The organism is Pseudomonas sp. CFBP 13727 (genome assembly GCF_014841915.1).
In the GTDB taxonomy this organism is placed as follows: Bacteria; Pseudomonadota; Gammaproteobacteria; order Pseudomonadales; family Pseudomonadaceae; genus Aquipseudomonas; species Aquipseudomonas baltica.
The window spans coordinates 87331-111836 of record NZ_JACYUT010000006.1 but is presented as its reverse complement, the minus strand read 5'-3'; the positions used below and the strand labels follow the sequence as shown (position 1 = coordinate 111836).

General features: G+C 62.3%; 21 protein-coding genes. 10 read left to right on the top strand and 11 right to left on the bottom strand.

What is annotated here, in order from left to right; genetic code table 11:
* Positions 1 to 85: 85 nt before the first annotated feature.
* The 3 genes from ggt to IFT76_RS18170 all read right to left on the bottom strand — a co-directional run bounded on the left by ggt (position 86) and on the right by IFT76_RS18170 (position 3088).
* Complete coding sequence (gene ggt, locus IFT76_RS18180; protein ID WP_192059669.1) at positions 86 to 1813, bottom strand: gamma-glutamyltransferase; 1728 nt, start codon at positions 1811 to 1813, stop codon at positions 86 to 88.
* Between the two features lie 76 nt (positions 1814 to 1889).
* A complete protein-coding gene (locus tag IFT76_RS18175; RefSeq protein WP_192059667.1) occupies positions 1890 to 2612 on the bottom strand; it encodes a GNAT family N-acetyltransferase in 723 nt (240 codons plus the stop codon).
* Between the two features lie 50 nt (positions 2613 to 2662).
* The gene (locus IFT76_RS18170) at positions 2663 to 3088 is read right to left on the bottom strand and encodes a 3-isopropylmalate dehydratase (RefSeq protein ID WP_192059665.1); all 426 of its coding nucleotides are present in this window, start codon (positions 3086 to 3088) and stop codon (positions 2663 to 2665) included.
* 195 nt (positions 3089 to 3283) lie between these two features.
* On the opposite strand from IFT76_RS18170, the gene IFT76_RS18165 reads away from it, so the two are divergent.
* Both IFT76_RS18165 and IFT76_RS18160 read left to right on the top strand, forming a co-directional pair.
* Positions 3284 to 4168, top strand: a complete 885-nt coding sequence (locus IFT76_RS18165; RefSeq protein ID WP_197975811.1) for an EamA family transporter — start codon at positions 3284 to 3286, stop codon at positions 4166 to 4168.
* 31 nt (positions 4169 to 4199) lie between these two features.
* Positions 4200 to 4733: a DUF4174 domain-containing protein gene (locus tag IFT76_RS18160; RefSeq protein ID WP_122477809.1), complete on the top strand. Its 534-nt coding sequence runs from the start codon at positions 4200 to 4202 to the stop codon at positions 4731 to 4733.
* Between the two features lie 44 nt (positions 4734 to 4777).
* On the opposite strand, the gene IFT76_RS18155 is transcribed toward IFT76_RS18160, so the two are convergent.
* Positions 4778 to 5599 carry an aldo/keto reductase gene (locus IFT76_RS18155; RefSeq protein ID WP_192059662.1) on the bottom strand — a complete coding sequence of 274 codons (822 nt, stop codon included), beginning with the start codon at positions 5597 to 5599 and terminating at the stop codon, positions 4778 to 4780.
* A gap of 74 nt (positions 5600 to 5673) precedes the next feature.
* Complete coding sequence (locus IFT76_RS18150) at positions 5674 to 6570, bottom strand: LysR family transcriptional regulator (protein ID WP_192059661.1); 897 nt, start codon at positions 6568 to 6570, stop codon at positions 5674 to 5676.
* A 129-nt stretch (positions 6571 to 6699) separates the two neighbouring features.
* On the opposite strand from IFT76_RS18150, the gene IFT76_RS18145 reads away from it, so the two are divergent.
* The 4 genes from IFT76_RS18145 to IFT76_RS18130 all read left to right on the top strand — a co-directional run bounded on the left by IFT76_RS18145 (position 6700) and on the right by IFT76_RS18130 (position 9969).
* Positions 6700 to 7398 (top strand): CoA transferase subunit A, encoded by a 699-nt coding sequence (locus tag IFT76_RS18145; protein WP_122477814.1) that lies wholly within the window; start codon positions 6700 to 6702, stop codon positions 7396 to 7398.
* Positions 7399 to 7436: 38 nt separating this feature from the next.
* Entirely contained in the window at positions 7437 to 8093 is a 657-nt protein-coding gene (locus tag IFT76_RS18140) for a 3-oxoacid CoA-transferase subunit B (protein ID WP_192059659.1), read from the top strand.
* 60 nt (positions 8094 to 8153) lie between these two features.
* Entirely contained in the window at positions 8154 to 9572 is a 1419-nt protein-coding gene (locus IFT76_RS18135; RefSeq protein WP_122477817.1) for a short-chain fatty acid transporter, read from the top strand.
* Between the two features lie 166 nt (positions 9573 to 9738).
* Positions 9739 to 9969, top strand: coding sequence for a hypothetical protein (locus IFT76_RS18130; protein WP_163007557.1), 231 nt, complete (start codon positions 9739 to 9741; stop codon positions 9967 to 9969).
* A gap of 30 nt (positions 9970 to 9999) precedes the next feature.
* On the opposite strand, the gene IFT76_RS18125 is transcribed toward IFT76_RS18130, so the two are convergent.
* The 3 genes from IFT76_RS18125 to IFT76_RS18115 form a co-directional block, all read right to left on the bottom strand.
* On the bottom strand, positions 10000 to 10227 hold the full coding sequence (locus tag IFT76_RS18125; RefSeq protein ID WP_192059657.1) for a hypothetical protein: 228 nt from the start codon (positions 10225 to 10227) through the stop codon (positions 10000 to 10002).
* 34 nt (positions 10228 to 10261) lie between these two features.
* Positions 10262 to 10597: a hypothetical protein gene (locus IFT76_RS18120; RefSeq protein ID WP_122477822.1), complete on the bottom strand. Its 336-nt coding sequence runs from the start codon at positions 10595 to 10597 to the stop codon at positions 10262 to 10264.
* A 135-nt stretch (positions 10598 to 10732) separates the two neighbouring features.
* The gene (locus IFT76_RS18115; RefSeq protein WP_122715514.1) at positions 10733 to 12028 is read right to left on the bottom strand and encodes an Nramp family divalent metal transporter; all 1296 of its coding nucleotides are present in this window, start codon (positions 12026 to 12028) and stop codon (positions 10733 to 10735) included.
* 209 nt (positions 12029 to 12237) lie between these two features.
* On the opposite strand from IFT76_RS18115, the gene IFT76_RS18110 reads away from it, so the two are divergent.
* A complete protein-coding gene (locus IFT76_RS18110; RefSeq protein ID WP_446731108.1) occupies positions 12238 to 12780 on the top strand; it encodes a hypothetical protein in 543 nt (180 codons plus the stop codon).
* 52 nt (positions 12781 to 12832) lie between these two features.
* Here IFT76_RS18110 and IFT76_RS18105 read toward each other — a convergent pair whose 3' ends face one another.
* From IFT76_RS18105 to IFT76_RS18095, 3 genes are all read right to left on the bottom strand, one after another.
* Positions 12833 to 14221: an MFS transporter gene (locus IFT76_RS18105; protein WP_122796998.1), complete on the bottom strand. Its 1389-nt coding sequence runs from the start codon at positions 14219 to 14221 to the stop codon at positions 12833 to 12835.
* 662 nt (positions 14222 to 14883) lie between these two features.
* On the bottom strand, positions 14884 to 16299 hold the full coding sequence (mapR, locus tag IFT76_RS18100) for a GntR family transcriptional regulator MpaR (protein ID WP_192059655.1): 1416 nt from the start codon (positions 16297 to 16299) through the stop codon (positions 14884 to 14886).
* 99 nt (positions 16300 to 16398) lie between these two features.
* A complete protein-coding gene (locus IFT76_RS18095; RefSeq protein ID WP_192059652.1) occupies positions 16399 to 16572 on the bottom strand; it encodes a hypothetical protein in 174 nt (57 codons plus the stop codon).
* Between the two features lie 208 nt (positions 16573 to 16780).
* On the opposite strand from IFT76_RS18095, the gene IFT76_RS18090 reads away from it, so the two are divergent.
* From IFT76_RS18090 to glgB, 3 genes are all read left to right on the top strand, one after another.
* Complete coding sequence (locus IFT76_RS18090; protein ID WP_192059650.1) at positions 16781 to 18808, top strand: alpha-1,4-glucan--maltose-1-phosphate maltosyltransferase; 2028 nt, start codon at positions 16781 to 16783, stop codon at positions 18806 to 18808.
* 95 nt (positions 18809 to 18903) lie between these two features.
* Positions 18904 to 22227: a maltose alpha-D-glucosyltransferase gene (treS, locus tag IFT76_RS18085; protein ID WP_192059648.1), complete on the top strand. Its 3324-nt coding sequence runs from the start codon at positions 18904 to 18906 to the stop codon at positions 22225 to 22227.
* Positions 22224 to 24467 carry a 1,4-alpha-glucan branching protein GlgB gene (gene glgB / locus IFT76_RS18080; RefSeq protein WP_192059646.1) on the top strand — a complete coding sequence of 748 codons (2244 nt, stop codon included), beginning with the start codon at positions 22224 to 22226 and terminating at the stop codon, positions 24465 to 24467. The genes treS and glgB overlap by 4 nt, the downstream gene beginning before the upstream one ends.
* Positions 24468 to 24506 lie beyond the last annotated feature (39 nt).

Sequence of the window (24506 nt, the reverse complement as noted above, 5' to 3'; positions counted from 1 at the left end):
AGGAAAATGGAAAGTTCAGGCGGATTCTTCTTCGGTGCGGCGGGCGGGCAGGCCCGATTGCAGGCCTGCCTTTGCGTTTGCCGGCTCAGTAGCCTGCGGCAAGACCAGTGTTGCGGCGGGGATCGTTGGCGCCGTAGAAACGGTTGTTGGCCACCGGTTTGGCGCCCAGTGCCGGCGCGCCTACCAGGATCGCGGCCAGGTGATTGGCGTCCTGGGGCTCACCGAACTTGTGCCCCCAGCTTTCAAGAATCTTGCGGGTGTCAGGGCTGATGGCGAAGTTTTCCAGGTTGGTGACGTCGGGCATCCACTGCTGGTGGAAACGCGGCGCATTGACCGCCTGCTGGATGTCCATGCCGTAGTCGATGACATTGAGCATGGTCAGCAGGGTGGCAGTGATGATCCTGCTGCCGCCGGGCGTGCCGAGCACCATGACTGGCTTGCCGTCCTTGGTGACGATGGTCGGGCTCATGGAGGACAGCGGCGTCTTGTACGGCGCGATGGCGTTGGCCTCGCCCTGGACCAGCCCGTACATGTTGGCCACGCCGACCTTGGAGGTGAAGTCGTCCATTTCGTCGTTGAGCAGGATGCCGGTACCGCTGGCCATGACCCGCGCGCCGAACCAGCCGTTGAGGGTGTAGGTCACCGACACCGCGTTGCCCCATTTGTCGACGATGGAGTAATGCGTGGTGTTGCTGCCCTCATGGGGCGCCACACCCGGCTTGATTTCGGCGGAAACCCCAGCCTTGTTCGGTGCGATGCTGTCGCGCAGCTTGGTCGCGTAGTTGGCGTCGAGCAGGTGCGCGATGGGGTTCTTGACGAAATCCGGGTCGCCCAGGTAGCTGTTGCGGTCCACATAGGCGTGGCGCATGGCTTCGATCTGGTAGTGCATGCCCTGCGCCGAGCCATAGCCCAGCTCGGCCATCGGGTAACCCTGAAGGATGTTCATGATCTGGCAGATGACCACGCCGCCGGAGCTGGGCGGTGGCGCGGAAACCACATGGTAGCCACGGTAGTCGCACTCGATCGGGTCCAGTTCGCGGGTCTTGTACTTGTCGAGGTCGGCCTGGGTGATGATGCCCTTGCCCGCCTGGCTCGAATCGACGATGGCCTTGGCCACCCAGCCTTGGTAGAACCCGGCGTTACCCTTCTCGGAGATTTCCCGCAGGGTCCGCGCCAGGTCCTTCTGCACCAGCTTCTCGCCGGCCTTGAACGGCTGGCCCTGCTTGAGAAAGATCTTTGCCGAATCCTGGCTGTCCTTGCGGAAGTCCTCGGTGGCGGTTTCCAGCAGATCGATGTCGCCCTGGGCCAGGGTGAAACCTTCGTCCGCCAGTTTGATGGCCGGCGCCAGCAGATCGGCGCGTTTGAAGGTGCCGTACTTCTGCAACGCCAGCTCCATGCCCGACACTGTGCCGGGTATGCCTACCGACAAATGGCCATCGGTGCTCAGGCCCTCGATGACATTGCCGGCCTTGTCCAGGTACATGTCGGCGGTGGCGGCCAGCGGTGCCTTCTCGCGGAAGTCGAGGAAGGTCTTGCGGCCATCGGCCATCTGCAGGGTCATGAAGCCACCGCCGCCGATGTTGCCCGCAGCCGGGTAGACCACGGCCAGGGCATAGCCTACGGCCACGGCGGCATCGACGGCATTGCCGCCGTCCTTGAGCACATCCACGCCAATGTGGGTGGCCAGTTGCTGCGCGGTGACCACCATGCCGTTTTCGGCAGCGACGGGGGCGGGAGAGGAGGCGAACGTACAGGCGGGCACCAGCGCGAACGCAAGGGCGATCAGCGACTTGGGCAAGGGTTCGAGTTTCAAGAGGTGGCTCTCTTCTTCTGCGGATGGGGAGCAAAAAAGCGAATGGCTTCGCCAATCGCAAGAATAGCCGTGTTTCTCAATGTTGCTGGCGGCCGGCGGCCAACGCCGTCAGCTGCTGGCCGGCAGCATCGAAGTTATCCGTCGCCAGCCACCGCTCGAAGGCTGCGCGCAGCGCCGGCCATTCGCTGTCGATGATGGAAAACCAGGCCGTATCGCGGTTGCGACCCTTGTACACCAGCGCCTGGCGGAAGATGCCTTCGAAGCTGAAGCCAAGCCGTGCCGCGGCCTTGCGCGAGGGCTCGTTGAGGGCGTCGCACTTCCATTCGTAGCGGCGGTAACCCAGTTCGTCGAACACCCGGCGCATCAATAGGTACTGGGCTTCGGTCGACAGCGGGGTGCGTTTCATCAGCGGCGAGAACGTCACATGGCCGACCTCGATGACGCCATTGGCCGGGTCCATGCGCATCAAGGCCAGGGTGCCCACCGCGCGCTGGGTGCGCAGGTCGATCACCGCCCAGTGTTGCGGATCCTGGCTGGCTGCCGCGTGTTGCAGGTGACTGCGGTAGCTGTCCAGGTCGGCAAACGGGCCGACCGGCAGGTAGGTCCAGTCGCTGCCATCGGTCTGTTGGCAATAGCCGCTGAACAGGTCTCCGGCGTGGGCCGCAGCGTTCAGTGGCTCGAGCCGGCAATAGCGTCCTTCGATGACGTCGTGGGCCGGGCGAGCGCGGGGGCTCCACTCGGGAAGGGCGTGACCGACAGGCTGGTGGTGCTCGTTGCGGCTGTTATCGTTGCTGGGCATGACGACTCCTGATGAAGTGAGCGGGGAGAGGCAGAAGGGTGGCGCCGAACTCAGCGTGGGTCCAGGACGATGCCGAAGCCGCTCTTGGCTTCGCTGACGATACGCAGGTGCTGGCGCTCGCCGGGCTGCGCCTGCAGGCGCAGTTCGCGGTTCAGGCGGCCTTTGCTGCACAGCAGGCCACCCTGCTTGTCGGTGGTGATGCCGACGATGTGTTCGCCCGGTGGCAGGTGAAAGGTCGCCACTTCACCCACGGCCAGCAGCGCGGCGGGTTCACGGTCGATCAGCAGTGCCACGTAGCAGCCGCCGCCCAGCATGCCGATATCACGGTCCACCACCAGCTCGCTCGATGGCGACAGCGTTTGTTGCCAGGCCGACAGCCGTTCGGCCGGCACGGCTTTCAGGTGCTCCGAATCAGCGCGAAACGAGGTACAACCCGACAGGCTTGCCGCGGCCAGCATCATCCAGAACACACGCATCGTTCGATTCCTCATAGGGCACTGTGCTCCCACTCTAGCTCAAGCGAGAAGGGGTGCCGAACACTCGCAACGTGGCCAGCTTTAGAAAAGTTTTGAAACAGGTTCCCGCCAGGGTCCGCGATGGGCAAGAATGGTTGGGCTTATCCGTACGGACTGACCTGAACCTGTGGAGGTACCGTGGCACCTAGAGACCTGATGTTGGCCCTGGTCGTGATCGTTGTCTGGGGTTTGAATTTCGTGGTGATTCGCTACGGTCTCGATGGCTTGCCGCCGATGCTGCTGGGCGGCCTGCGCTTCACTTTGGTGGCGATTCCCGCGGTGTTCTTCATCCGCCGGCCGAACCTGCCACTGCGCTGGCTGATTGCCTATGGCGCGACCATTTCCCTGGGCCAGTTCGCGTTTCTGTTCGAGGCCATGGCCAATGGCATGCCCGCCGGCCTGGCCTCGCTGGTGCTGCAATCCCAGGCCTTCTTCACCTTGTTCTTCGCTGCGCTGTTCATTGGCGAGCGCCTGCGCGCCGCCAGCGTGGTGGGCTTGCTGGTGGCGGCTGGAGGACTGGCGATGATCGGCCTGGAAAGCGATCAGGCCACGCCGTTGATGGCGGTCTTGCTGACCCTGTGCGCAGCGTCGATGTGGGCGATGGGCAATGTCATCACCCGCCGCTTCGGCAACATCGACCTGGTCGCTCTGGTGATCTGGGGCGCATTGATTCCGCCCTTGCCGTTCTTCGCCTTGTCGCTGTGGCTGGAAGGTCCGGCACTGATCCAGCAATCGCTGTTGGGCATCGGCTGGAAATCCATCGGTAGCCTGGTCTATCTGGCTGCCGTGGCTACGGTGCTTGGCTACAGCTTGTGGAGCAAGCTGTTGTCGCGCTATCCGGCCGGCAAGGTAGCGCCGTTTTCATTGCTGGTGCCGGTGGTGGGCTTGAGTTCTTCGGCCTGGATCCTGGGCGAGCGCCTGGGTGCCCTGCAGTGGTGGGGTGGAGCGCTGGTCATGGTCGGGCTGTTGATCAACGTGTTCGGCAGCAGCCTGTTCAGCCGCCTGGGCACGGGTCGCACCGAGGCGAAATCTCTGCAATGATGAGGCCATCGATACGTCAAGGAGATGCAGCATGATGATCCGGTCGCTGACCCTCGCCACACTGTTCGCGTTCGCGGCGCCCTTGCTGGCCGCCGATGGCGACAGCCCTCTGGCCCAGGACCGCGGGAGGGCCCGGCCGCTGGTGGTCATTGCTCCCAGCTCGGTGGATCCCAACCTGCTGAAGCTGCGCAAGGCGCTGGAAGAACCCGCCAACCGCGACGGCTTCAAACAGCGCGGCATGGTCCTGTACACCGTGATCAATACCATCGGCCAGCGTGACGGCAAGGATCTCGACCCACAGGCCACCATGTCGCTGATCCGCGACTTAAAACTGGGTGCCGGGTCCAGCCAGAAGTTCGTGCTGTTGGGCAAGGATGGCGAGAAGAAGCTCGAACAGGCGGGTTACGTCGAGCCTTCACAGCTGTTCAGCACCATCGACCAGTTGCCGGCAGCGGAAAAGGACGCCAGTGCACCCGCGGCGGCAGTGCCTGCTGCACAGGAGCCCGCCAGCAAGCCGGGCAAGGCGGCCAAGCCGAGCAAGGCGCCGCAGCCGCTCGACGATTGATCCGTCAGCGCTCTACGCCGCGTTGCGGCCTCGGATTCCTGCGTTCAAACCATGTTGAGGCGCTGCTTGCGCAGGGGTGGTGGGTAAGCGGCATCCAGCGAGGCTAGATCTGCTTCGTCGAGCTTCACCTGCAGTGCCCCGGCATTCAGCCTTACATGCTCGGGCGTGGAAGCCTTGGGGATCGCGATCACGTTGTCGTGGCGCACCACCCAGGCCAGGCATGCCTGGGCCGGCGTGATGCCGTGACGCTCGGCTACCTGGCGCAAGGCGGGTTGGTCTAGCAGGCGACCGCCCTGGGCAATCGGACAATAAGCCATCAATGGCATCGCCTGCTTCGCGCACCACGGCAACAGATCGAACTCTATGCCGCGCTCTTCCAGGTTGTACAGCACCTGGTTGGTCGCGCATCCGGCGTCGTCCAGCTCGGTCATGTCATCGACATCGAAATTCGACACGCCCCAACGGCCGATCTTGCCCTGGGCCTGCAGCCGCTCGAACGCTTCCACCGTTTCGCTCAGGGGATACTGGCCGCGCCAGTGCAGCAGATACAGGTCGATGCGTTCGGTGTTCAGACGCTGCAGGCTGCGCTCGCACGCCTTGATCACGCCCTGGCTGCTGGCGTTGTGCGGGTAGACCTTGCTGACCAGCATGACTTCGTCACGACGCCCTTGGATGGCTTGCCCGACGATTTTTTCGGCGCCGCCTTCGCCGTACATTTCAGCGGTGTCGAGCAGGGTCATGCCCAGGTCGATACCTTGCTGCAGCGCGGCGATTTCCTGTTGCGCACGGGCAGGATCCTCGCCCATGCGCCAAGTGCCTTGGCCGATTCTCGCGACCGGCCTGCCGGCCAGGCTGATGCTGTTCATCGCAATGCTCCGTGGTTGATAACATGGTAAACGCGCCATCGCTGCAGGATTGGGCAGTGCGATGAAGCTGCGGTTCAACCCAGTCGGCGCTGCGCCGTGTGCTCCAGCAGCACCTCCATCAACGCGTGCGCGGCGGCCGACAGCTTGTGATCGGGCAGGCGCATCAGGCCGATGCGCCGTTCGATGCGCGGTGACTCCAACGGCACGCAGCGCGCACCCAGTTCATGCATCTGCTCGACACACAATGCCGGCACCGCGCTCACCCCCAGGCCGTGGGCAACCATGCGGCCGATGGTGCTTAACTGGTGGCTCTCGAATGCCACCGCAAGCTTGCCGTGCTGCTCGCTGATGGCGCTTTCCAGCAGCAGGCGAACCGCAGAAGGGCGCTGCAGGGCAATGAAATCATGAGCGAGCAGGGTCTCCCAGGTGAGCATCGGTTGCTCGGCCAGCGGTGAATCGGCCGCCACCACCGCCACGAACCGATCGGTGTAGAAGGGGGTGAACACCAGCGACGAGGTGCTTTCCGGCTCGAAGCCTATGCCCAGTTCGACCCGCCGATGGCGGACCATCTCCACCACGTGCTCGTTGATCACATCATGCACGGCAACATTGACCCTCGGGTGCCGGTCGCGAAAGATCCGCAGTGCTGCCGGCAGCAGGTTGCCGGCGAACGACGGCATGGCCGCGATGGACACTTTGCCCAACTGCAGGGTGAAGTGCTGGCGCAGCAGCTCTTCGGTATTGTCCCAGTCCGCCAGCAAGCGGCGGGCCAGTGGCACCAGCACCTCGCCTTCCGGCGTCAGGCTGACGCTGCGCGTGGTGCGGATCAGCAGCGCGCCGCCCAGGTCTTCTTCCAGGCCTTTTATCGTCAAGCTCAGGGCAGGCTGCGAGAGATGCAGTTTTTCACCAGCCTGGGCAAAGCTCAGGGCTTGGGCGACGGCGAGAAAAGCGCGCAGTTGTTTGACGTTCATCTATTTGCAAAACCAATCAATCCCCAAGAAAAACAAAATTAACAAATTACCACCGTGGGGAGAAGATACCGTCACGCTTGCCGTTGCCGACGTGACGGCGCCATAACAAACAAAACAAGGCGAACAATCATGGCTGGACTCGATAAACGAGTGGCAACCTATGCCCAGGCACTCGAAGGCCTGCGTGATGGCATGACCGTACTGGCCGGTGGGTTCGGCCTGTGTGGCATTCCGGAAAACCTCATTGCCGAAATCAAGCGACTGGGTGTCCGCGACCTTACGGTGGTGTCCAACAACTGCGGCGTCGACGGCTTTGGCCTTGGCGTGCTGCTCGAGGACCGGCAGATTCGCAAGATGATCGCCTCCTATGTCGGCGAAAACGCCTTGTTCGAGCGGCAGTTGCTCGATGGCGAGCTGGAAGTCGAACTCACCCCTCAAGGCACCCTGGCGGAAAAGATGCGCGCAGGCGGCGCCGGCATCCCCGCGTTCTTCACGGCTACCGGCTACGGCACACCGATAGCGCAAGGCAAGGAAATACGTGAATTCAATGGCCGCCAGTACATTCTCGAGCAGGCCATTACCGGCGACTTCGCCATCGTCAAGGGCTGGAAGGCCGACCATTTCGGCAACGTCATCTATCGTCACACCGCCCAGAACTTCAACCCGCTGGCGGCAAGCGCCGGGCGCATCACCGTGGTCGAGGTCGAAGAAATCGTCGAACCCGGTGTGCTCCTGCCCGAGCATATCCACACGCCAGGCATCTACGTCGACCGGGTGATCCAGGGCACCTTCGAGAAGCGCATCGAAAAGCGCACCCTCAAGGCCTGAGTCCTCCCATCTGCTCCGCTCCACAAGAGGTTTTCCAAATGGCACTTACTCGCGAACAGATGGCCCAGCGCGTGGCGCGCGAACTGCAAGACGGTTTCTACGTGAACCTGGGGATCGGCATACCTACCCTGGTGGCCAACTACGTGCCGCCCGGCATCGACGTCATGCTGCAGTCGGAAAACGGTCTGCTGGGCATGGGCGAATTTCCCACCGAGGCTACCGTCGACGCCGACATGATCAACGCCGGCAAACAGACCGTGACGGCCCGTGCCGGCGCGTCCATCTTCGACTCTGCGCAGTCGTTCGCGATGATCCGCGGCGGCCATGTCGACCTCACTGTGCTCGGTGCTTTCGAAGTGGACGTACAGGGCAACATTGCCTCGTGGATGATCCCCGGCAAGCTGGTCAAGGGTATGGGGGGGGCGATGGACCTGGTGGCCGGCGCAGAGAACATCATCGTCACCATGACCCATGCCTCCAAGGATGGCGAGTCGAAGCTGCTGCCGTTGTGCACGCTGCCGCTGACCGGTGCCGGGTGTATTCGCAAGGTACTCACGGACCTGGCCTACCTGGAGATCGAAAACGGCGCGTTCATTCTCAAGGAGCGTGCGCCCGGTGTCAGTATCGATGAGATCAAGTCGAAGACGGCCGGCAAGCTGATCATCGCCGACGACGTCGTTGAAATGAGTTTCTGATTACGTTCCACCACTGCCTTCAGCCGATCTCATACCTATAAGAACAAGGGAAACACCACCATGTCTGCACAACTTGAAGAGAGCCGCTACGCTCGCTTCGCCCTGCGTTGTTCGAGCTGGGCCGAGCGCTGGTTCCCTGATTCCTACGTATTCGCCGCCGTTGCGGTGTTGCTGGTGGCACTGGGAGCACTGGCCATCGGCGGCACGCCGACCGCAACGGCAACAGCCTTTGGCGACGGATTCTGGAGCCTGATCCCGTTCACCATGCAGATGGCCTTCGTGGTGATTGGTGGCTACGTGGTCGCCAGTTCGCCACCTGCGGTGAAGCTGATTGATCGCCTCGCGCGCATCCCTCGCAATGGCCGCTCGGCCGTGGCCTGGGTGGCGCTGATATCGATGGTGGCGTCGTTGCTCAACTGGGGGCTGTCGCTGGTATTCGGCGGGCTGCTGGTGCGGGCATTGGCCCGACGGACCGACCTGCGCATGGACTACCGTGCGGCCGGTGCGGCGGCCTACCTGGGGTTGGGGGCGGTATGGGCGCTCGGGTTGTCGTCGTCGGCGGCGCAGTTGCAGGCCAACCCCGCCAGCCTGCCACCGTCGATTCTGTCGATCACCGGTGTGATTCCGTTCACCCAGACGATTTTCCTCTGGCAGTCGGGTGTATTGCTGCTGGCACTGGTGCTGGTTTCGCTGGTGGTGGCCTACGCCACGGCCCCGGGCCCCAACTCTGCCCGGGACGCCGAGGCCTGTGGCATCGACCCGGCTTTCAGTCTGCCGCCCCTGAACAAGCGCAGTCGACCTGGCGAATGGCTGGAATACAGCCCGCTGATCACCATCTTTCTGGTATTGCTGGCCGCGGGGTGGCTGTTCCACGAGTTTTCCACCAAGCCGGCGATCACCGCCATCTCTGGGCTCAATACCTACAACTTCCTGTTCATCATGCTGGGCCTGCTGCTGCATTGGCGTCCGCGCAGCTTTCTGGATGCGGTGGCGCGTGCAGTGCCGACCACCACGGGGGTGCTGATCCAGTTTCCCCTGTACGGCTCGATCGCCGCGATCATGACCACGGTCAAGGGTGGCGATGCGCAGACCCTGGCCCACCACATCTCCACCTTCTTCGTACAGATCGCCTCGCACGATACCTATGCGCTGTTGATGGGCGTCTATTCGGCAGTGCTCGGGTTCTTCATTCCGTCGGGCGGTGGCAAGTGGATCATCGAGGCGCCCTACGTCATGCAGGTGGCCAACGAGCTGCAATATCACTTGGGCTGGGCCGTGCAGATCTACAACGCTGCCGAAGCCTTGCCGAATCTGATCAATCCGTTCTATATGCTGCCTCTGCTCGGCGTGCTGGGCTTGAAGGCGCGCGATTTGATCGGTTTCTCGTTCGTGCAGCTGCTGGTGCATGCGCCTTTGGTGCTGTTCCTGCTTTGGGCGCTGGGCACGACCCTGGCCTATGTGCCTCCCGTTGCACCCTGAGACAGGCGTGATCTGCGCGCGACGTTGATCGGGAATATGCTCCCGCCGAGCGATTGTTTGCGTAGTGGCTATTGCGAAGTAGCCAGCGCTCGGGGTACACATCTAGGTTGAATGGGATATGGGCTGGACGCCCACCCATCGTGAACCGATGAAGGGAGATCTTGAAATGCTTGATAACGGCGCGGGCGGGGGTCCGGACCAGGGTGAACAGGTCAGTCGGATCATTTCCCAGGAAATACGCAACCTGCATACCGCAGCGTCCAGGGACCTGGATCAGGCAGCGGTGCAGATCATTGGCAAGGTCGAGGGTTTCAGGGAGCAGGGTCTGATCAGTTCGGAGGTCGCTCGGCAGCTGATATTCGACGTGCGCAATGAGCGCAGCCGTATCAGCCGCTGAGCGAACGGTCAGCCGAGGTGGCGGCGTGGGTCAGCCGCCTGCTGTGTCGATATCGGCGTCGGTTTCTTCGTCGTCCGCACTGCCGGGGTCGACTTCAGGGTCCGATTTGAAATCGGGACTGAAGCGATTGCCTTCAGGGGTGGTTGGATCCCCGGCATCGTCAGGCTTGGGGTCGAGTGCCGGGTCGTTGGGGTGGTTGTTCTGCGAATCGTCGGTATCACGCTCGACCGTATTCGGTGCAGGTGTGTGTTCGCTCATGGTGTTCTCCCGAGGTGGCTGGATGCGTGGCCGATCAGCGCTTGCCGCCTTCGGACCCGGTGCCGTCGCCACCGTCCATGGTGCCCGAACCAGGCTTGGTCACCGCGCCGCCCATCGAACTGCCTTCGGGGTTGCCGGTGTTCTGCGGCTTGATGTCGGTGCTGGTGCCGTTTCGCGGCGCGGCAGTGCCGTCGGTATTACGATTGGTCATACCGCTATCGGTCCCCGCCGGCACGCCTACCGCTGAAGGTACGGTGCCCTTGGCGGCTGGGTTGGTCGGACCGGTGCTGTTGTCGGCCATGGCCGGTACGGCTGCAGCAGCCAACAAGCCTGCGAGCAACGCTGTGGTGATGTATTTCTGGCTTTTCATGGAGCTCTCCTTGTTCGTGAATGCTTCATGCATTGGGCTATGAGGGAGGCCAGGAGGTGCCCGCATGCCGACGAACGGCATGCGGCCAAACTTGGTGGGGGCGGCCGTCGGCCGCTCACAGGGGGGAAGGGGCGATCAAGCCAGCAATTGCATGCCCAGTTGGAACGCGACCCATACGGCCAGGATGGTGGCGAAGCCCAGCGCGATGTTTTCGAACCAGTTGTTGCGATATTTACCGAGCAGCTTCTTCTGGTTGGACATGATCAGCAGGCCAAGGGAAATCACTGGCAGGCCAATGATGTTCAGTGCATTCACGCCAATGGTCAGGGTCACGAAGTCGGGCATGCCGGGCAGCGACCACACCAGCGGCGTAACCAGGATGAACAGCATGAACCATTTGTGCATCGGGTCATGATGGAACTCCTTGCCATATTTCTCGCGACGCTCCGGACGGATGTGCTGGAAGGCATCGGTGATCAGCATCGGGAAGGCAGTGGTCTTGCCAGCGATGCTGGCGAACAGCGTGGCGAACACGCCGACGAAGAAGATCAGCCAGCCGCCGGTGCCGAAGAACATCTGCAGTGCCGAGCCCAGGTCATCCAGGGTTTTCACTTCGATGCCGTTGGGACGCAGGATTTCCGCACCCACCACCCAGATGGCCAAGTTGATGATGATGCCGACGAATACCGCGAACAGCAGGTCGTTACGCTGGATGCGTTTGTGTTCCGGGCCTACCCAGCCTTTCTGGCGCATCACGTAGGGGTGGACGAAGTTGGCGATCGAGCCGGCCACCGCACCGATCACCGATACCGCGACCAGCAGCGCGCCATGCACGCCTTCATCAGGTGGAATGCTGAAGCCGATAGTCCCGGCCAGGATGCCGCCCACGTCCGGTTTGGACATGATCGCCAGCGCCATGAACGCCAGGGTCATCAGGGCCAGCAGACCTTTCATGACGCCTTCGATGAGCGAATAGATGTTGCGCCCCACCAGCAGCCACACACCCAGTACCACGGCAAAGGACGCCAGCAGTGGCTGATTGATGTGGAGCAGGGTGGCCAATGCTTCGCCAGCGCCCTTGATCATGTAGGCGTTGGTCAAGTGGCCCATGATCAATGCGTAGCCCAGCATGAACCAGGCGAAGAATGGGTGCAGTTGTGCATAACCCTGCAGGATGGTCATGCCCTGGTTGTTGCACAGCTGGAAGCGGGCAATGATGTTGACGATGAGGAATCTGAGCAGCAGCGACACTGCCAGCACCCACATCATGGCATAGCCGTAGTTGGCGCCCGCTACGGAGGAGGTGATCAAGTCACCGGCGCCCAGCCATGACAACACGGCGATAATGCCCGGTCCGATGATCTTGGCAAGGCGGCCCATGCGAGTCGTGGGAGCGGCCGCCTTTTTTTCGAGCGAGTGGGTACTCGTCATTGGGTGAATTCCCTTTGTTGTTTTTGTGGATGGATCAGGGGGTCATTCAATCATGAGTTAGGATGTCATATGACCTGACAAGTTGCAAAAAGGTGTAAGGGGATATTTCACATTTTTACGCTTTTAGTGACCGTACCCGCCGGTCGGTTGCGCTGAACCAATCCCGCCGCAGGCTTTCCGATGAGCCTTACCGCAAAAGGAATGCAGCCATGTCGCAGATCATCGTCGATGACGTTCAGACGCCTGCCAAAGCCGACGCGGCAGCCGATGTGCTGATGTTCGGCAGCCCCAAGGATCGCCTGGACTTCTACCGCAAGGAGATCCAGTACGAAACCTCCATTCTTTCCAACCGCACCGACGCCTATCTGTCCGCACAGTCTTTCCTGGTCATTGCCTATGCCTCGTCCATGGCCAACCTGAACCCGGAGTGGGGCAAGCTGTTCACCTTGGTCGTGCCGCCGCTGCTGGCGCTGTTCGGCCTGGTCAGCTCGCTGCATGCCTGGCCGGGCATCCGCTCGGCCTACGACATCATCGACCATTGGCATTTCAAGCAGAGCCAGTTGTTGGACAGCGAGCCGGCGATGGGCGCGGCCTATGACGAGTCGCCGCTGTTCAGCGAGCGCGAGTCGAGTGAAAAGCGCTGGCGCGGAGCGTTGCTGTTCTCCATGAGATCGCCGTTCCTGTTCAGTGTGCTGTGGGTGTTGCTGGGTGTGTTCGCGGTGTATGCGCAGTACACCAATCCGGGCGGTTAGAACGAAAAAGGCCCCTGCATGTGCAGGGGCCTTCGGGTGATGCGGGGGTAGATCAGCGCACTGAACTGAAAGCCTCCTGGCGACTGCGCTCATACGCCTGCGAGTCCACTGCAGCGGCGCCTGGCTTGCCCAGCTCGTTCAACGGGATGCGATAGGTCTCCTTGGCACAGAACGCTGCCAACGCTGCGATGCAGCACACACCCAAGGCCAGTGAACCCACTACCATGGGAATGTTGGCGGAGCCCGGTGGAGCCATCGCGGCGAACAGCACCGGAAGCATGGCGGTGATCAGCGTGCCGACATTCTGCGAAATGGCCATGGCCGAGACGCGGTAGCGGGTTTCGAAAAGCTCAGGGTAGAAACTTGGAAACACCGCGTTGTAGCCCTGGTAGAACACGCCCCACATCAGAATCGACATGCCGATGGCCAGCGGTACGTTATGCACGCTGATCGCATACAGGTAGAAGAACGACAGGATGCCGGAGCTCAGTGCGCCACCGATGATCATCGGACGGCGACCGATCCGGTCCGAGAGGTTACCCACGAACGGGATCACGCATACCGCCACGATGTTGCCGATCACCGGGATCCACAGGTACACGCTCTTCGCGAAACCGATGCCGTAGGCCGGTTGCACCGCGTACGCGGCGCCGAAGATGGTCGCGACCACCGGGATCACGTTCATCAGCGCCATGCACATGACCAGCCCCATGTTCCGCCAGCTGTGCTTGAAAGCCTCCAGGACCGGCGACTTGGTGATGGTGGCGCGCGCTTCCTGAGTTTCGAAGGCTGGGGTTTCATTGACCTCGCGGCGAATGATGTAGCCGGCGATCAGCACCACGGCACTGAGCAGGAACGGAATACGCCAGCCCCACGAGTTGAACGCTTCGTCTGGCATGAAATAGGCCAACGGCAGGAAAATCGCTGCGGCAAAGATTTGTCCGGCCTGCACGCCCTGCAAGGTGAAACTGGCGTAGAAACCTCGCCGTCCGAACGGCGCGTGTTCCAGGACCATGGAACTGGCTCCGGATATCTCCCCTGCGACCGCGAAGCCCTGGATCAAGCGCAGCACCACCAGCATGGCCGGTGCCCAGAGGCCGACCTGGCTGTAGGTCGGCAGCAGGCCGACGGCCATGGTGGCGAAGCCCATCAGGAACATGCACAACAGCAATACGTTCTTGCGGCCGCGGGTATCGCCCCAGTGGCCGAGGAAGAACGCGCCGATGGGGCGTGCAACGTAGCCTACGCCGTAGGTGGCCAGGGAGGCGACGATGGCGACCTTGGGGTCGGTGTTGGGAAAGAAGATTTGCGGAAAGATCAACGCCGCGGCCTGGGCATAGATGAAGAAGTCGTAGTATTCCAGAGCGGAACCGACCCAACCGCTGGCGGTGGCCTTCTTGGTTTGCTGCGAGCCGTGCGATTCTGACTGAGCATGCGCCATGCTGTGTCTCCGTTGTTTTTATTATGAAGCATTGGAACCGTTGGCTTCGTTTTCACCCCGGTGCAGGCGACGCTGCGTGCGCTGGAGTGAGGCAAAACTAACTGGGTAGTTAATGTTTAGCAGTGGTGCCGAATGGGTGTCAATACGGCTGCATGCCAGGGTTGGAGCGGTCCGTGGGCCGGGCTGCATGCAAGACTGCCCCAAGTGGGTTCGGGTTTCAACCGACAGTGCCGGAATAGAGCGCTGCGCAGGCGCATGGAACGGGTTGCGCGCGGGCGTGATCGTTGCCTAGCTTGCTTGCTATTGTAGCCGCTGATCGCACACATTTGGTTTTGATTCAGCCCGATCTGCAGTGCTCCCGGACGCGGCTTGCGCCGCTGCTACAGGATCCGGGTTCCACCGCATCCCCGATCGGCCAAGAACCCGAATCCCCCGTAGGAGCGGTCAGCGGCCGCGAAGAGAGCGCCGCAGTACGTCTGTCAGGCCGAGACCCCAAATCCCCCGTAGGAGCGGTCATTGGCCGCGAAGAGAGCGCCGCGGTGCGTCTGTCAGGCCGAGACCCCAAATCCCCCGTAGGAGCGGTCAGCGGCCGCGAAGAGAGCGCCGCGGTGCATCTGTCAATGCACGGTGTGTCATTCGCTGCAGCTGCTTGCGCGCCCGGCTCAGGCCAACTCGCGGACCAGATTGCCCAGCGTCTGCATGGCGGCCAACTGAACCTTGCCCATCGGCGAGCCGTAGTTCAAACGAATGCAGTTGCCGAATCGGCCGCTGGCGGAAAAGATCGGGCCCGGCGCAATGCTGATGCCTTGCGCCAACGCCAGGCGAAACAGCTGCAGCGAATCGACTCTCGTCGGCAATTCGAGCCACAGGAAGTACCCGCCCTCGGGACGACTCACCCGGGTGTCCTCGGGAAAATAACGCGCGATGGCTGCCATCATTGCGTGCTGCTGGCCCTGCAGTGCACCGCGCAACCGATGCAGGTGTCGATCATAGCCGCCGTGTTGAAGGTAGTCGGCAATGGCCGCCTGACCCGGCACCGAAGCGCAGATCGAGGTCATGATCTTCAGGCGCTCGACCTTCTGCGCAAAGCGTCCGGCAGCGACCCAGCCGATCCTGTACCCGGGTGCCAGGCTTTTGGCGAACGATCCGCAATGCAGCACCCAGCCATCGCTGTCATAGGCCTTGGCCGGGCGCGGCGCGTGCTGGCCGAAGTACAGCTCGGCGTACACGTCGTCTTCGATCAAGGGCACCTGGTGTTCATGCAGCAGCGCTACCAGTTGACGCTTGCGCGCCTCTGGCATGCTTGCACCGATCGGATTCTGGAACGTCGGCATGCACCAGCACGCCTTGATCGGCAGGCGCTGCAGGGCCTTCGCCAAGGCATCCACGTCCAACCCGTCGCGCGGATGGGTGGGAATCTCCACCGCCTTGAGCTTGAGCCGCTCCAACACCTGCAGGCAGGCGTAGAACGCCGGTGCCTCGATGGCCACCATGTCACCTGGCTCGGTCACCGCCTGCAGGCACAGGTTCAGGGCTTCCAGTGCACCGTTGGTGATCAGCAGTTCGTCGACCGGCAGGTTGATGCCGGCGATGTTGTAGCGCAAGGCGATCTGCCGGCGCAGCTCGGGGCTGCCCGGCGACAGATCGGTGACCGTTTCGCGCGGGTGCATGGCTCGGCTGGTACTGGCCAGCGAGCGCGCCAGGCGCGGCAATGGAAACAGGTCAGGGCTGGGAAAGGCAGACCCCAGTGGCACCGTGTTCGGATCCTTGATCGAATCGAGGATGGAAAACACCAGCTCACTGACGTCGACATCGGTCGACTCGGCCAGCATCTGCGAGGTCGCCGAGGGCTCCTCCAGCGATCGTTCGGCCAGCGCATTGACGAAGTACCCGGAACGCGGCCGGGCGCGGATCATTCCGCGTCGCTCGAGCAGGTAATAGGCCTGGAACACGGTAGAGGGGCTGACACCCTGAGTCTGGCTGGCATGCCGCACGGAGGGCACGCGCTCGTCGGGCTTCAGCACGCCGGTGCGAATGAGCTCGGCGATGTGGTGGGCAAACTGCTCGTAGCGTTTCATGACCGGCCTGGGTCCATGGGCGAGGGCCGCACTATGCCACAGCGGTGCGCACAGCCGGCAGGCCATGCGCACATGGCTTGCCGGTGATGCGTGCCGGGTTCAGGCCTGGATCGGCGCAGGGTCGATGGGAGGATCGACAATCGGAGTGGGTGGCACGGTCGGTTGCACCGGGACACCGTCCGGATCGTCTTGAGGCACCGTGGGTGGCACGTCCGGCAGGGGAGGTTCGTCGATGTTCGGATCCGTTGATTCAGGCGGAAGAGGAAGGTTCATGGGGCGGCCTCTGGTAGGTAATGGACATATGCCTGTGGTAGACATCGTTTACAACGATTTCGGTCCGTCCAAGCGCGTTGCAACGTGTAAAAGCATATGAACTTTCCCTCGAGGCTTGGCTCCGAACCTAAGCGAAAGACAAACCCGGTTCACTTCACCGCTTGCACAAGCACAACAGCGTCCAGGTGACGCACAGGAGCGAGGCTCGATGACGGCTGATCAGACTTTCCAAGCGGACCAGAACGCGACCGACGAACAGACGCCAGACCACGTGCTGAGCCTGTCCCAGGCGCTGCTGCTGCCTCGGATCGTGATCGAAGACACGCAGCCTGTCATTGACGGTGGTCAGTTTGCCGTCAAGGCCATCGTCGGCCAGACGGTCACGGTCAGCACCAAGGTCTACGCCGACGGTCATGACAAGCTGGCCGTGGTCCTGCGCTGGCATGAGGCGGGCACCGACACCTGGCACAGCACTGCCATGCGCGAGCTGGGCAACGACAGCTGGGAAGCCGAGCTGGTCGTCGACAGCGTCGGCACCCATGCCTATTGCATCGACGCCTGGATCGACCAGTTCGCCAGCTACCGCTACGAACTGGAAAAGAAGTACGCCGCTGGCGTGACCATCGACCTGGAACTGGAAGAAGGCCGCGTGCACCTCGAGCAGGCCGCCAGCCGCAGCCAGGATACCCTGGCACGCCAACTGCGCCAGTTGCACGACGAATTGCAGGGGCTGGATCAGGACGCCAAGGTCGCGCTGCTGTTGCAGCGTGACACCCAGGCCCTGATGTCCCTGGCGGACTCGCGCGCGTTCCTCTGCTCCAGTGTCGAATATGCCCTGGACGTAGAACGCGAACTCGCGCAGTTCGCCAGCTGGTACGAGTTGTTTCCGCGCTCGATCACCGATGACAAAGCTCGTCATGGCACCTTCAATGACGTGCACAGCCGTCTGCCGATGATTCGCGACATGAACTTCGACGTGCTGTACTTCCCGCCGATCCATCCAATCGGACGCGCTCACCGCAAGGGCCCGAACAACTCCCTGACCGCCGGCCCGGACGATCCAGGCAGCCCTTATGCCATCGGCAGCGCCGAGGGTGGGCACGAGGCCATTCACCCGCAGCTGGGCACGCGGGAAGACTTCCGCAGGCTGGTGGCCGCGGCGGCCGAGCACGGTCTGGAAATCGCGCTGGACTTCGCCATCCAGTGCTCCCAGGACCACCTGTGGCTCAAAGAGCACCCGGGCTGGTTCAGCTGGCGCCCGGACGGCACCATCCGCTATGCGGAAAACCCGCCGAAGAAATACCAGGACATCGTCAACGTCGACTTCTACGCTGCCGACGCAGTGCCGGGCCTGTGGACCGAGCTGCGCGACGTGGTGTGGGGCTGGGTCGAGGAAGGTGTGAAGATCTTTCGCGTCGACAACCCGCACACCAAGCCGCTGCCATTCTGGCAATGGCTGATCGCCGATATCCGCAGCAAGGACCCAAGCGTGATGTTCCTTGCAGAGGCGTTCACCAAGCCAGCCATGATGGCGCGCCTGGGCAAGGTCGGTTACTCGCAGAGCTACACCTACTTCACCTGGCGCAATACCAAGCCGGAGCTGACCACCTATTTCACCCAGCTCAACCAGGCACCGTGGGCGCACTGCTACCGGCCGAACTTCTTCGTCAACACGCCGGACATCAACCCGTTCTTCCTGCACGACAACGGCCGCGCCGGGTTCCTCATCCGCGCGGCGCTGGCGACCATGGGCTCCGGCCTGTGGGGCATGTATTCGGGTTTCGAACTGTGTGAATCGGCGCCCATCCCTGGCAAGGAAGAGTATCTGGACTCGGAGAAGTACGAGATCCGCCCGCGTGACTTCACCGCCCCCGGCAACATCATTGCCGAGATCGCCCAGCTCAACCGGATTCGCCGTCAGAACCCGGCGCTGCAAACACATCTGGGCGTCGAGTTCTTTCAGTGCTACAACGATAACGTCCTGTATTTCGGCAAGCGGACCGCTGACCGCAGCAACTATGTGCTGGTCGCCGTGAGCCTCGATCCATACAACGTCCAGGAAGCCCATTTCGAGCTGCCGCTGTGGGAGTTGGGCCTGGACGACGATGCGGCCACCAACGGCGAAGACCTGATGACCGGGCATCGCTGGACGTGGCACGGCAAGAATCAGTTCATGCGGATCGACCCTGCCTATCAACCGTTCGGTATCTGGAGGATCACCCGCGTACAGCCGTAGGCAAGCGCCACGTTGTACGCCGCACTCGGTGTCTTACGCTGCTCCAGGCGATGTCCAGCCGCTCCAGACACGCTGCTCACTACAGGGAATCCACAATGGCGAAAAAGCCTCGGTCGCAAGCGTTCATCGATGATCCGCTCTGGTACAAGGATGCGGTTATCTATCAGGTCCACGTCAAGTCGTTCTTCGACTCCGACAACGACGGCATCGGTGACTTTCCGGGGTTGATCGCCAAACTCGATTACATCGCCGATCTGGGCGTCAATACCATTTGGCTGCTGCCGTTCTACCCGTCGCCACGTCGCGACGACGGCTACGACATCGCCGAGTACAAGGCGGTGCACTCGGACTACGGCACATTGGCCGATGTTCGCCGTTTCATCAGCGAGGCGCACAAGCGCGGCTTGCGTGTGATCACCGAGCTGGTGATCAACCACACTTCCGACCAGCACCCCTGGTTTCAGCGCGCGCGCAAGGCCAAGAAGGGCTCCAAGGCTCGCGATTTCTACGTGTGGTCCGATAGCGATGAGAAATACGACGGAACGCGAATCATCTTTCTCGATACCGAGAAGTCCAACTGGACCTGGGACCCCGTCGCAGGCCAATACTTCTGGCACCGTTTCTATTCGCACCAGCCGGATTTGAATTTCGACAACCCGCAAGTGATGAAAGCGGTCATCGACGTCATGCGCTACTGGCTGGACATGGGCATCGACGGCTTGCGCCTGGATGCCATCCCGTACCTGATCGAGCGCGACGGCACCAACAACGAAAACCTGCCCGAGACCCACCAGGTGCTCAAGCAGATCCGTGCCGAGATCGATGCCAATTACCCGGACCGCATGCTGCTGGCCGAGGCCAACCAGTGGCCAGAGGACACCCAGCTGTACTTCGGCGATGCTCACGGCGACAACGGCGACGAGTGCCACATGGCGTTCCATTTCCCGTTGATGCCACGCATGTACATGGCACTGGCGCAGGAAGACCGCTTTCCGGTCACCGACATTCTGCGCCAGACGCCTGCCATTCCAGCCAACTGCCAATGGGCGATCTTCCTGCGCAACCACGATGAACTGACCCTGGAAATGGTCACCGACCGTGAGCGCGATTACCTGTGGAACTACTACGCGGCCGACAGCCGCGCGCGGATCAACCTCGGCATTCGTCGTCGCCTGGCGCCGCTGCTCGAACGTGATCGCCGCCGGGTCGAATTGCTCAACAGCCTGCTGCTGTCCATGCCCGGCACACCGACCCTGTATTACGGTGACGAAATCGGCATGGGCGACAATATCTACCTGGGTGACCGCGACGGTGTGCGCACGCCCATGCAGTGGTCGATCGACCGAAACGGCGGCTTCTCGCGCGCCGACCCGGCCAGCCTGGTGCTGCCGCCGATCATGGATCCGCTCTATGGCTACCAGTCGGTCAACGTCGAAACCCAGGCCAACGACCCGCACTCGCTGCTGAACTGGACCCGGCGCATGCTCGCCGTGCGCCGTCAGCAGAAAGCGTTCGGCCGCGGTACCCTGACCATGCTCACGCCGACCAACCGCCGCATCCTGGCCTACGTGCGTGAATACACCGGCAGCGATGGCAAGACCGAGATCGTGTTGTGTGTCGCCAACGTCTCGCGTGCCGCCCAAGCGGCTGAATTGGATCTGTCCCCGTACGCCGGCATGGTGCCGGTAGAGATGCTCGGCGGCAGCGCCTTCCCACCCATCGGTCAGCTGAATTTTCTGCTGACCTTGCCACCCTACGGCTTCTATTGGTTCCTGCTGGCCAGCGAAACCCAGATGCCGAGTTGGCACGTCGAACCGGCCCAAAGCATGCCTGACTTCCAGACCCTGGTTTTGAAACAACGGATGGAGGAGTTGCTCGACGAGCCGTCGCGCAGCACTCTGGAAAACACCTCTCTGCTGCAGTACCTGCCCAAGCGGCGCTGGTTCGGCGGCAAGGATGTCGCCATCGACAACCTGCGCATCGCTTACGGCGTGCGCTTCGGCACGCCGCAAAGCCCGGTGCTCCTCAGTGAGCTGGAGGTCACTGCTGGTGGCCAGACCAGCCGCTACCAGTTCCCGTTCGGCTTCATTCCCGAGGAGCACAGCGGCTCGCCGCTGCCCTTGCAACTGGCGCTGTCGCGTGTTCGGCGCGGCCGTGAAGTCGGCCTGATCACCGACGCCTTCGTCCTGGAAAACTTCATCCACTCGGTGATCGAAGGGCTTCAGGTCGAGAAGACCCTGGCGACCGGCGAAGGCGAGATCCGCTTCCAGGCCACCGAGCATCTGACGGCCCTGAATCTCGACCAGACTTCGGTGATCCGCTACCTGTCGGCCGAGCAGTCCAACAGCTCGGTCGTGGTTGGCGGTAGCCTGGTGCTGAAGATGATTCGCCGCGTCAGCGGTGGCATCCATCCAGAGCTGGAAATGGGTGCCTACCTGACCGCCGCGGGCTACGCCAACATCTCGCCGCTGATGGGGTCCGTCAGCCGTGTGGATGCCAGCGGAACACCGCACTTGCTGATGATTGCCCAGGGTTACCTGAACAATCAGGGCGACGCCTGGGAATGGACCCAGAACAACCTCGAGCGCGCGATTCGCGACGAGATGGCCTTCGCCCATTCCGAACAAGGCCAGCGCTACGACGCACTGGGCGAGCTGGCAGACTTTGCCGGCATGCTCGGCCAGCGCCTGGGCGAGATGCACGTCGCCCTGGCGGCGTCCGGCGCCCAGGCCGATTTCCTCGCCCGGGTGAGCAACGAGAAAGATGCCCAAGGCTGGGCTACAAGCATCGTCAGCCAGGTCGAGCGGGCGCTGGGCCTGCTCGAGCAGCGCCGCGCCGAATTTGCCGAGCAGGACCAGGCTTTGGTGGCCGAACTGCTGGGCCGACGCGAAGAGTTGCTGGCCCAGGTCGAGCGCCTCAGCGCGCAGGCCACTGGCGGCCTGATCATGCGGGTTCATGGTGACCTGCACCTGGGCCAGATGCTGGTGGTGCAGGGTGATGCCTACCTGATCGACTTCGAGGGCGAGCCTGCACGGCCACTCGAAGAGCGCCGCGCGAAATACAGTCCTTACAAGGATGTAGGGGGCGTATTGCGTTCGTTCGACTACGCTGCGGCCATGGCGATCCGCAATGTACAAAGCACCGATGCCTCGGAGGAAGCGGCATCGGCGCGCCAGCGCGTGGCCCAGCGCTACCTGGCCGAGGCCCGCCATGCGTTCATCGGCGCCTACGACCTGGCGACCCAGGCCGTGCCACATCAGTGGCAGGACCCGGACGGCGCGCGCGCGGCACTGGATTTGTTCAGCCTGGAAAAGGCTGCCTACGAGATCGCTTATGAAGCGGAGAATCGCCCGAGCTGGTTGGCCGTGCCCTTGCACGGACTGTTCGGGCTCTTGAGTACGAGGGAGAATAAGCAATGAGTGCGCACAGCGAACATGGCAAGCGCGATTCCGGCGCGTTGCCGGCAAAAGCCGATATCGAGGCGCTGATCCGTGCCGACCATTCCGATCCGTTCTCGGTTCTGGGTGCCCATAGCGATGGCGGCACAGGCAGCTACATCCGTGCCTACCTGCCGACGGCCCTGAGCGTGCAGGTATTGGCCAAGGACGGGGGGCATCCACTGACGACCCTCGACCAGGGCGACGTGCCCGGGTTGTTTACCGGCCGTATCGAGCAAAGCCAACCCTACCTGCTGCGCGTGCAGTGGGCCGGGGGTGTGCAGGTCAGCGAAGATCCGTACAGCTATGGCAATCTGCTCGGCGACATGGACATCTACCTGTTTGCAGAGGGCAAGCATCGCAACCTGGGCAGCGTCTTCGGCGCCCAGTTCATTGAAATCGAAGGCGTGCAGGGCGTGCGCTTCGCCGTCTGGGCACCGAACGCCAAGCGGGTTTCGGTGGTCGGTGACTTCAACGTCTGGGACGGTCGCCGTCATCCAATGCGCCAACGCTTCCCGGCCGGCGTCTGGGAGTTGTTCATCCCCGGCCTGCAGCCTGGCGAACCGTACAAATACGAGATTCTTGGCCAGCACGGCATTCTGCCGCTCAAGGCCGACCCGATTGCCCTGTGCACCGAGTTGCCGCCGTCCACCGCCTCGCGGGTGGCCAAGCCGATGCAGTTCGCCTGGGACGACAACGCTTGGCTGGATATCCGCGCCGAGCGCCACGCCCTGGGTGCACCACAGTCGATCTACGAACTGCATGCCGGTTCTTGGATGTGCGAGCTCGACGAAGCAGGCGAGGTGGTTCGTCCCTACAACTGGCATGAACTGGCCGAGCGCCTGATTCCGTACGTACAGAAGATGGGCTTCACCCACATCGAGCTGCTGCCGATCATGGAGCACCCATTCGGCGGTTCGTGGGGTTATCAACCGCTGTCGCAATTCGCGCCGTCGGCCCGCTATGGCACGCCGGAGGACTTCGCGGCGTTCGTCAATGCCTGCCACAAAGCTGAAATCGGTGTGATCCTGGACTGGGTCCCGGCGCATTTCCCCACCGACGAGCATGGCCTGGCGCGTTTCGACGGCACTGCGCTGTACGAATACGACAACCCGCTGGAGGGCTTCCATCAAGACTGGAACACGCTGATCTACAACCTGGGCCGCACTGAAGTGCATGGCTTCATGATTGCCTCCGCGGTTCACTGGCTCAAGCAGTTCCATATCGACGGCCTGCGCGTCGATGCCGTGGCGTCGATGCTGTACCGCGACTATTCGCGCAAGTCAGGGGAATGGGTGCCCAACGAGTACGGCGGCCGTGAGAACCTGGAAACCATCGCGTTCCTGCGTCACCTCAATGACGTGGTGAAACAGGAAGCACCGGGGGCCATGGTGATAGCCGAAGAGTCCACCGCATGGCCGGGCGTGACTCAGCCCACACAGGAAGGCGGCCTGGGTTTCGACTACAAGTGGAACATGGGCTGGATGCATGACACGCTCAACTACGTCCAGAACGATCCGATCCACAGGCCGCATCATCACGGGCAGCTCAGTTTTGGTTTGGTGTATGCCTATTCAGAACATTTCGTGCTGCCGATTTCCCATGATGAGGTCGTGCATGGCAAACACTCGCTGATCGACAAGATGCCCGGTGACCGCTGGCAGAAGTTTGCCAACCTGCGTGCCTACCTGAGTTTCATGTGGACTCATCCGGGCAAGAAGCTGTTGTTCATGGGTTGCGAGTTCGGCCAATGGCGGGAGTGGAACCACGATCATCAGCTGGATTGGTACCTCACCGAGTACTCCGAACACAAGGGTGTTCAGCAGTTGGTCGCCGACCTCAACAGGCTGTACCGCGAAGTACCGGCACTGCACCAGCAGGACTGCCAACCCGAGGGCTTCCAGTGGTTGATCGGCGACGACGCCACCAACAGTGTCTTTGCCTGGCTGCGCTGGAGTGCCAATAACGAGCCGGTGCTGGTGGTTGCCAACTTCACGCCGGTTCCGCGCGAGGCCTACCGCGTAGGCGTGCCGTTCGGTGGCGAGTGGGAAGAGCTGCTCAACAGCGACGCCGAGCAGTACGCTGGCTCCAACTACGGCAACGGCGGCAAGGTCTTCGCCGAAGAGGAGGGCAGCCATGGCCAACCTCACGCCATCAGCCTCAACCTGCCACCGCTGGGTGTATTGATCCTGCGTCCTACGCGGGCCGATATCCAGGGCTGACGGTAATGAAAAGGGGCTCCTTCACGGAGCCCCTTTTTT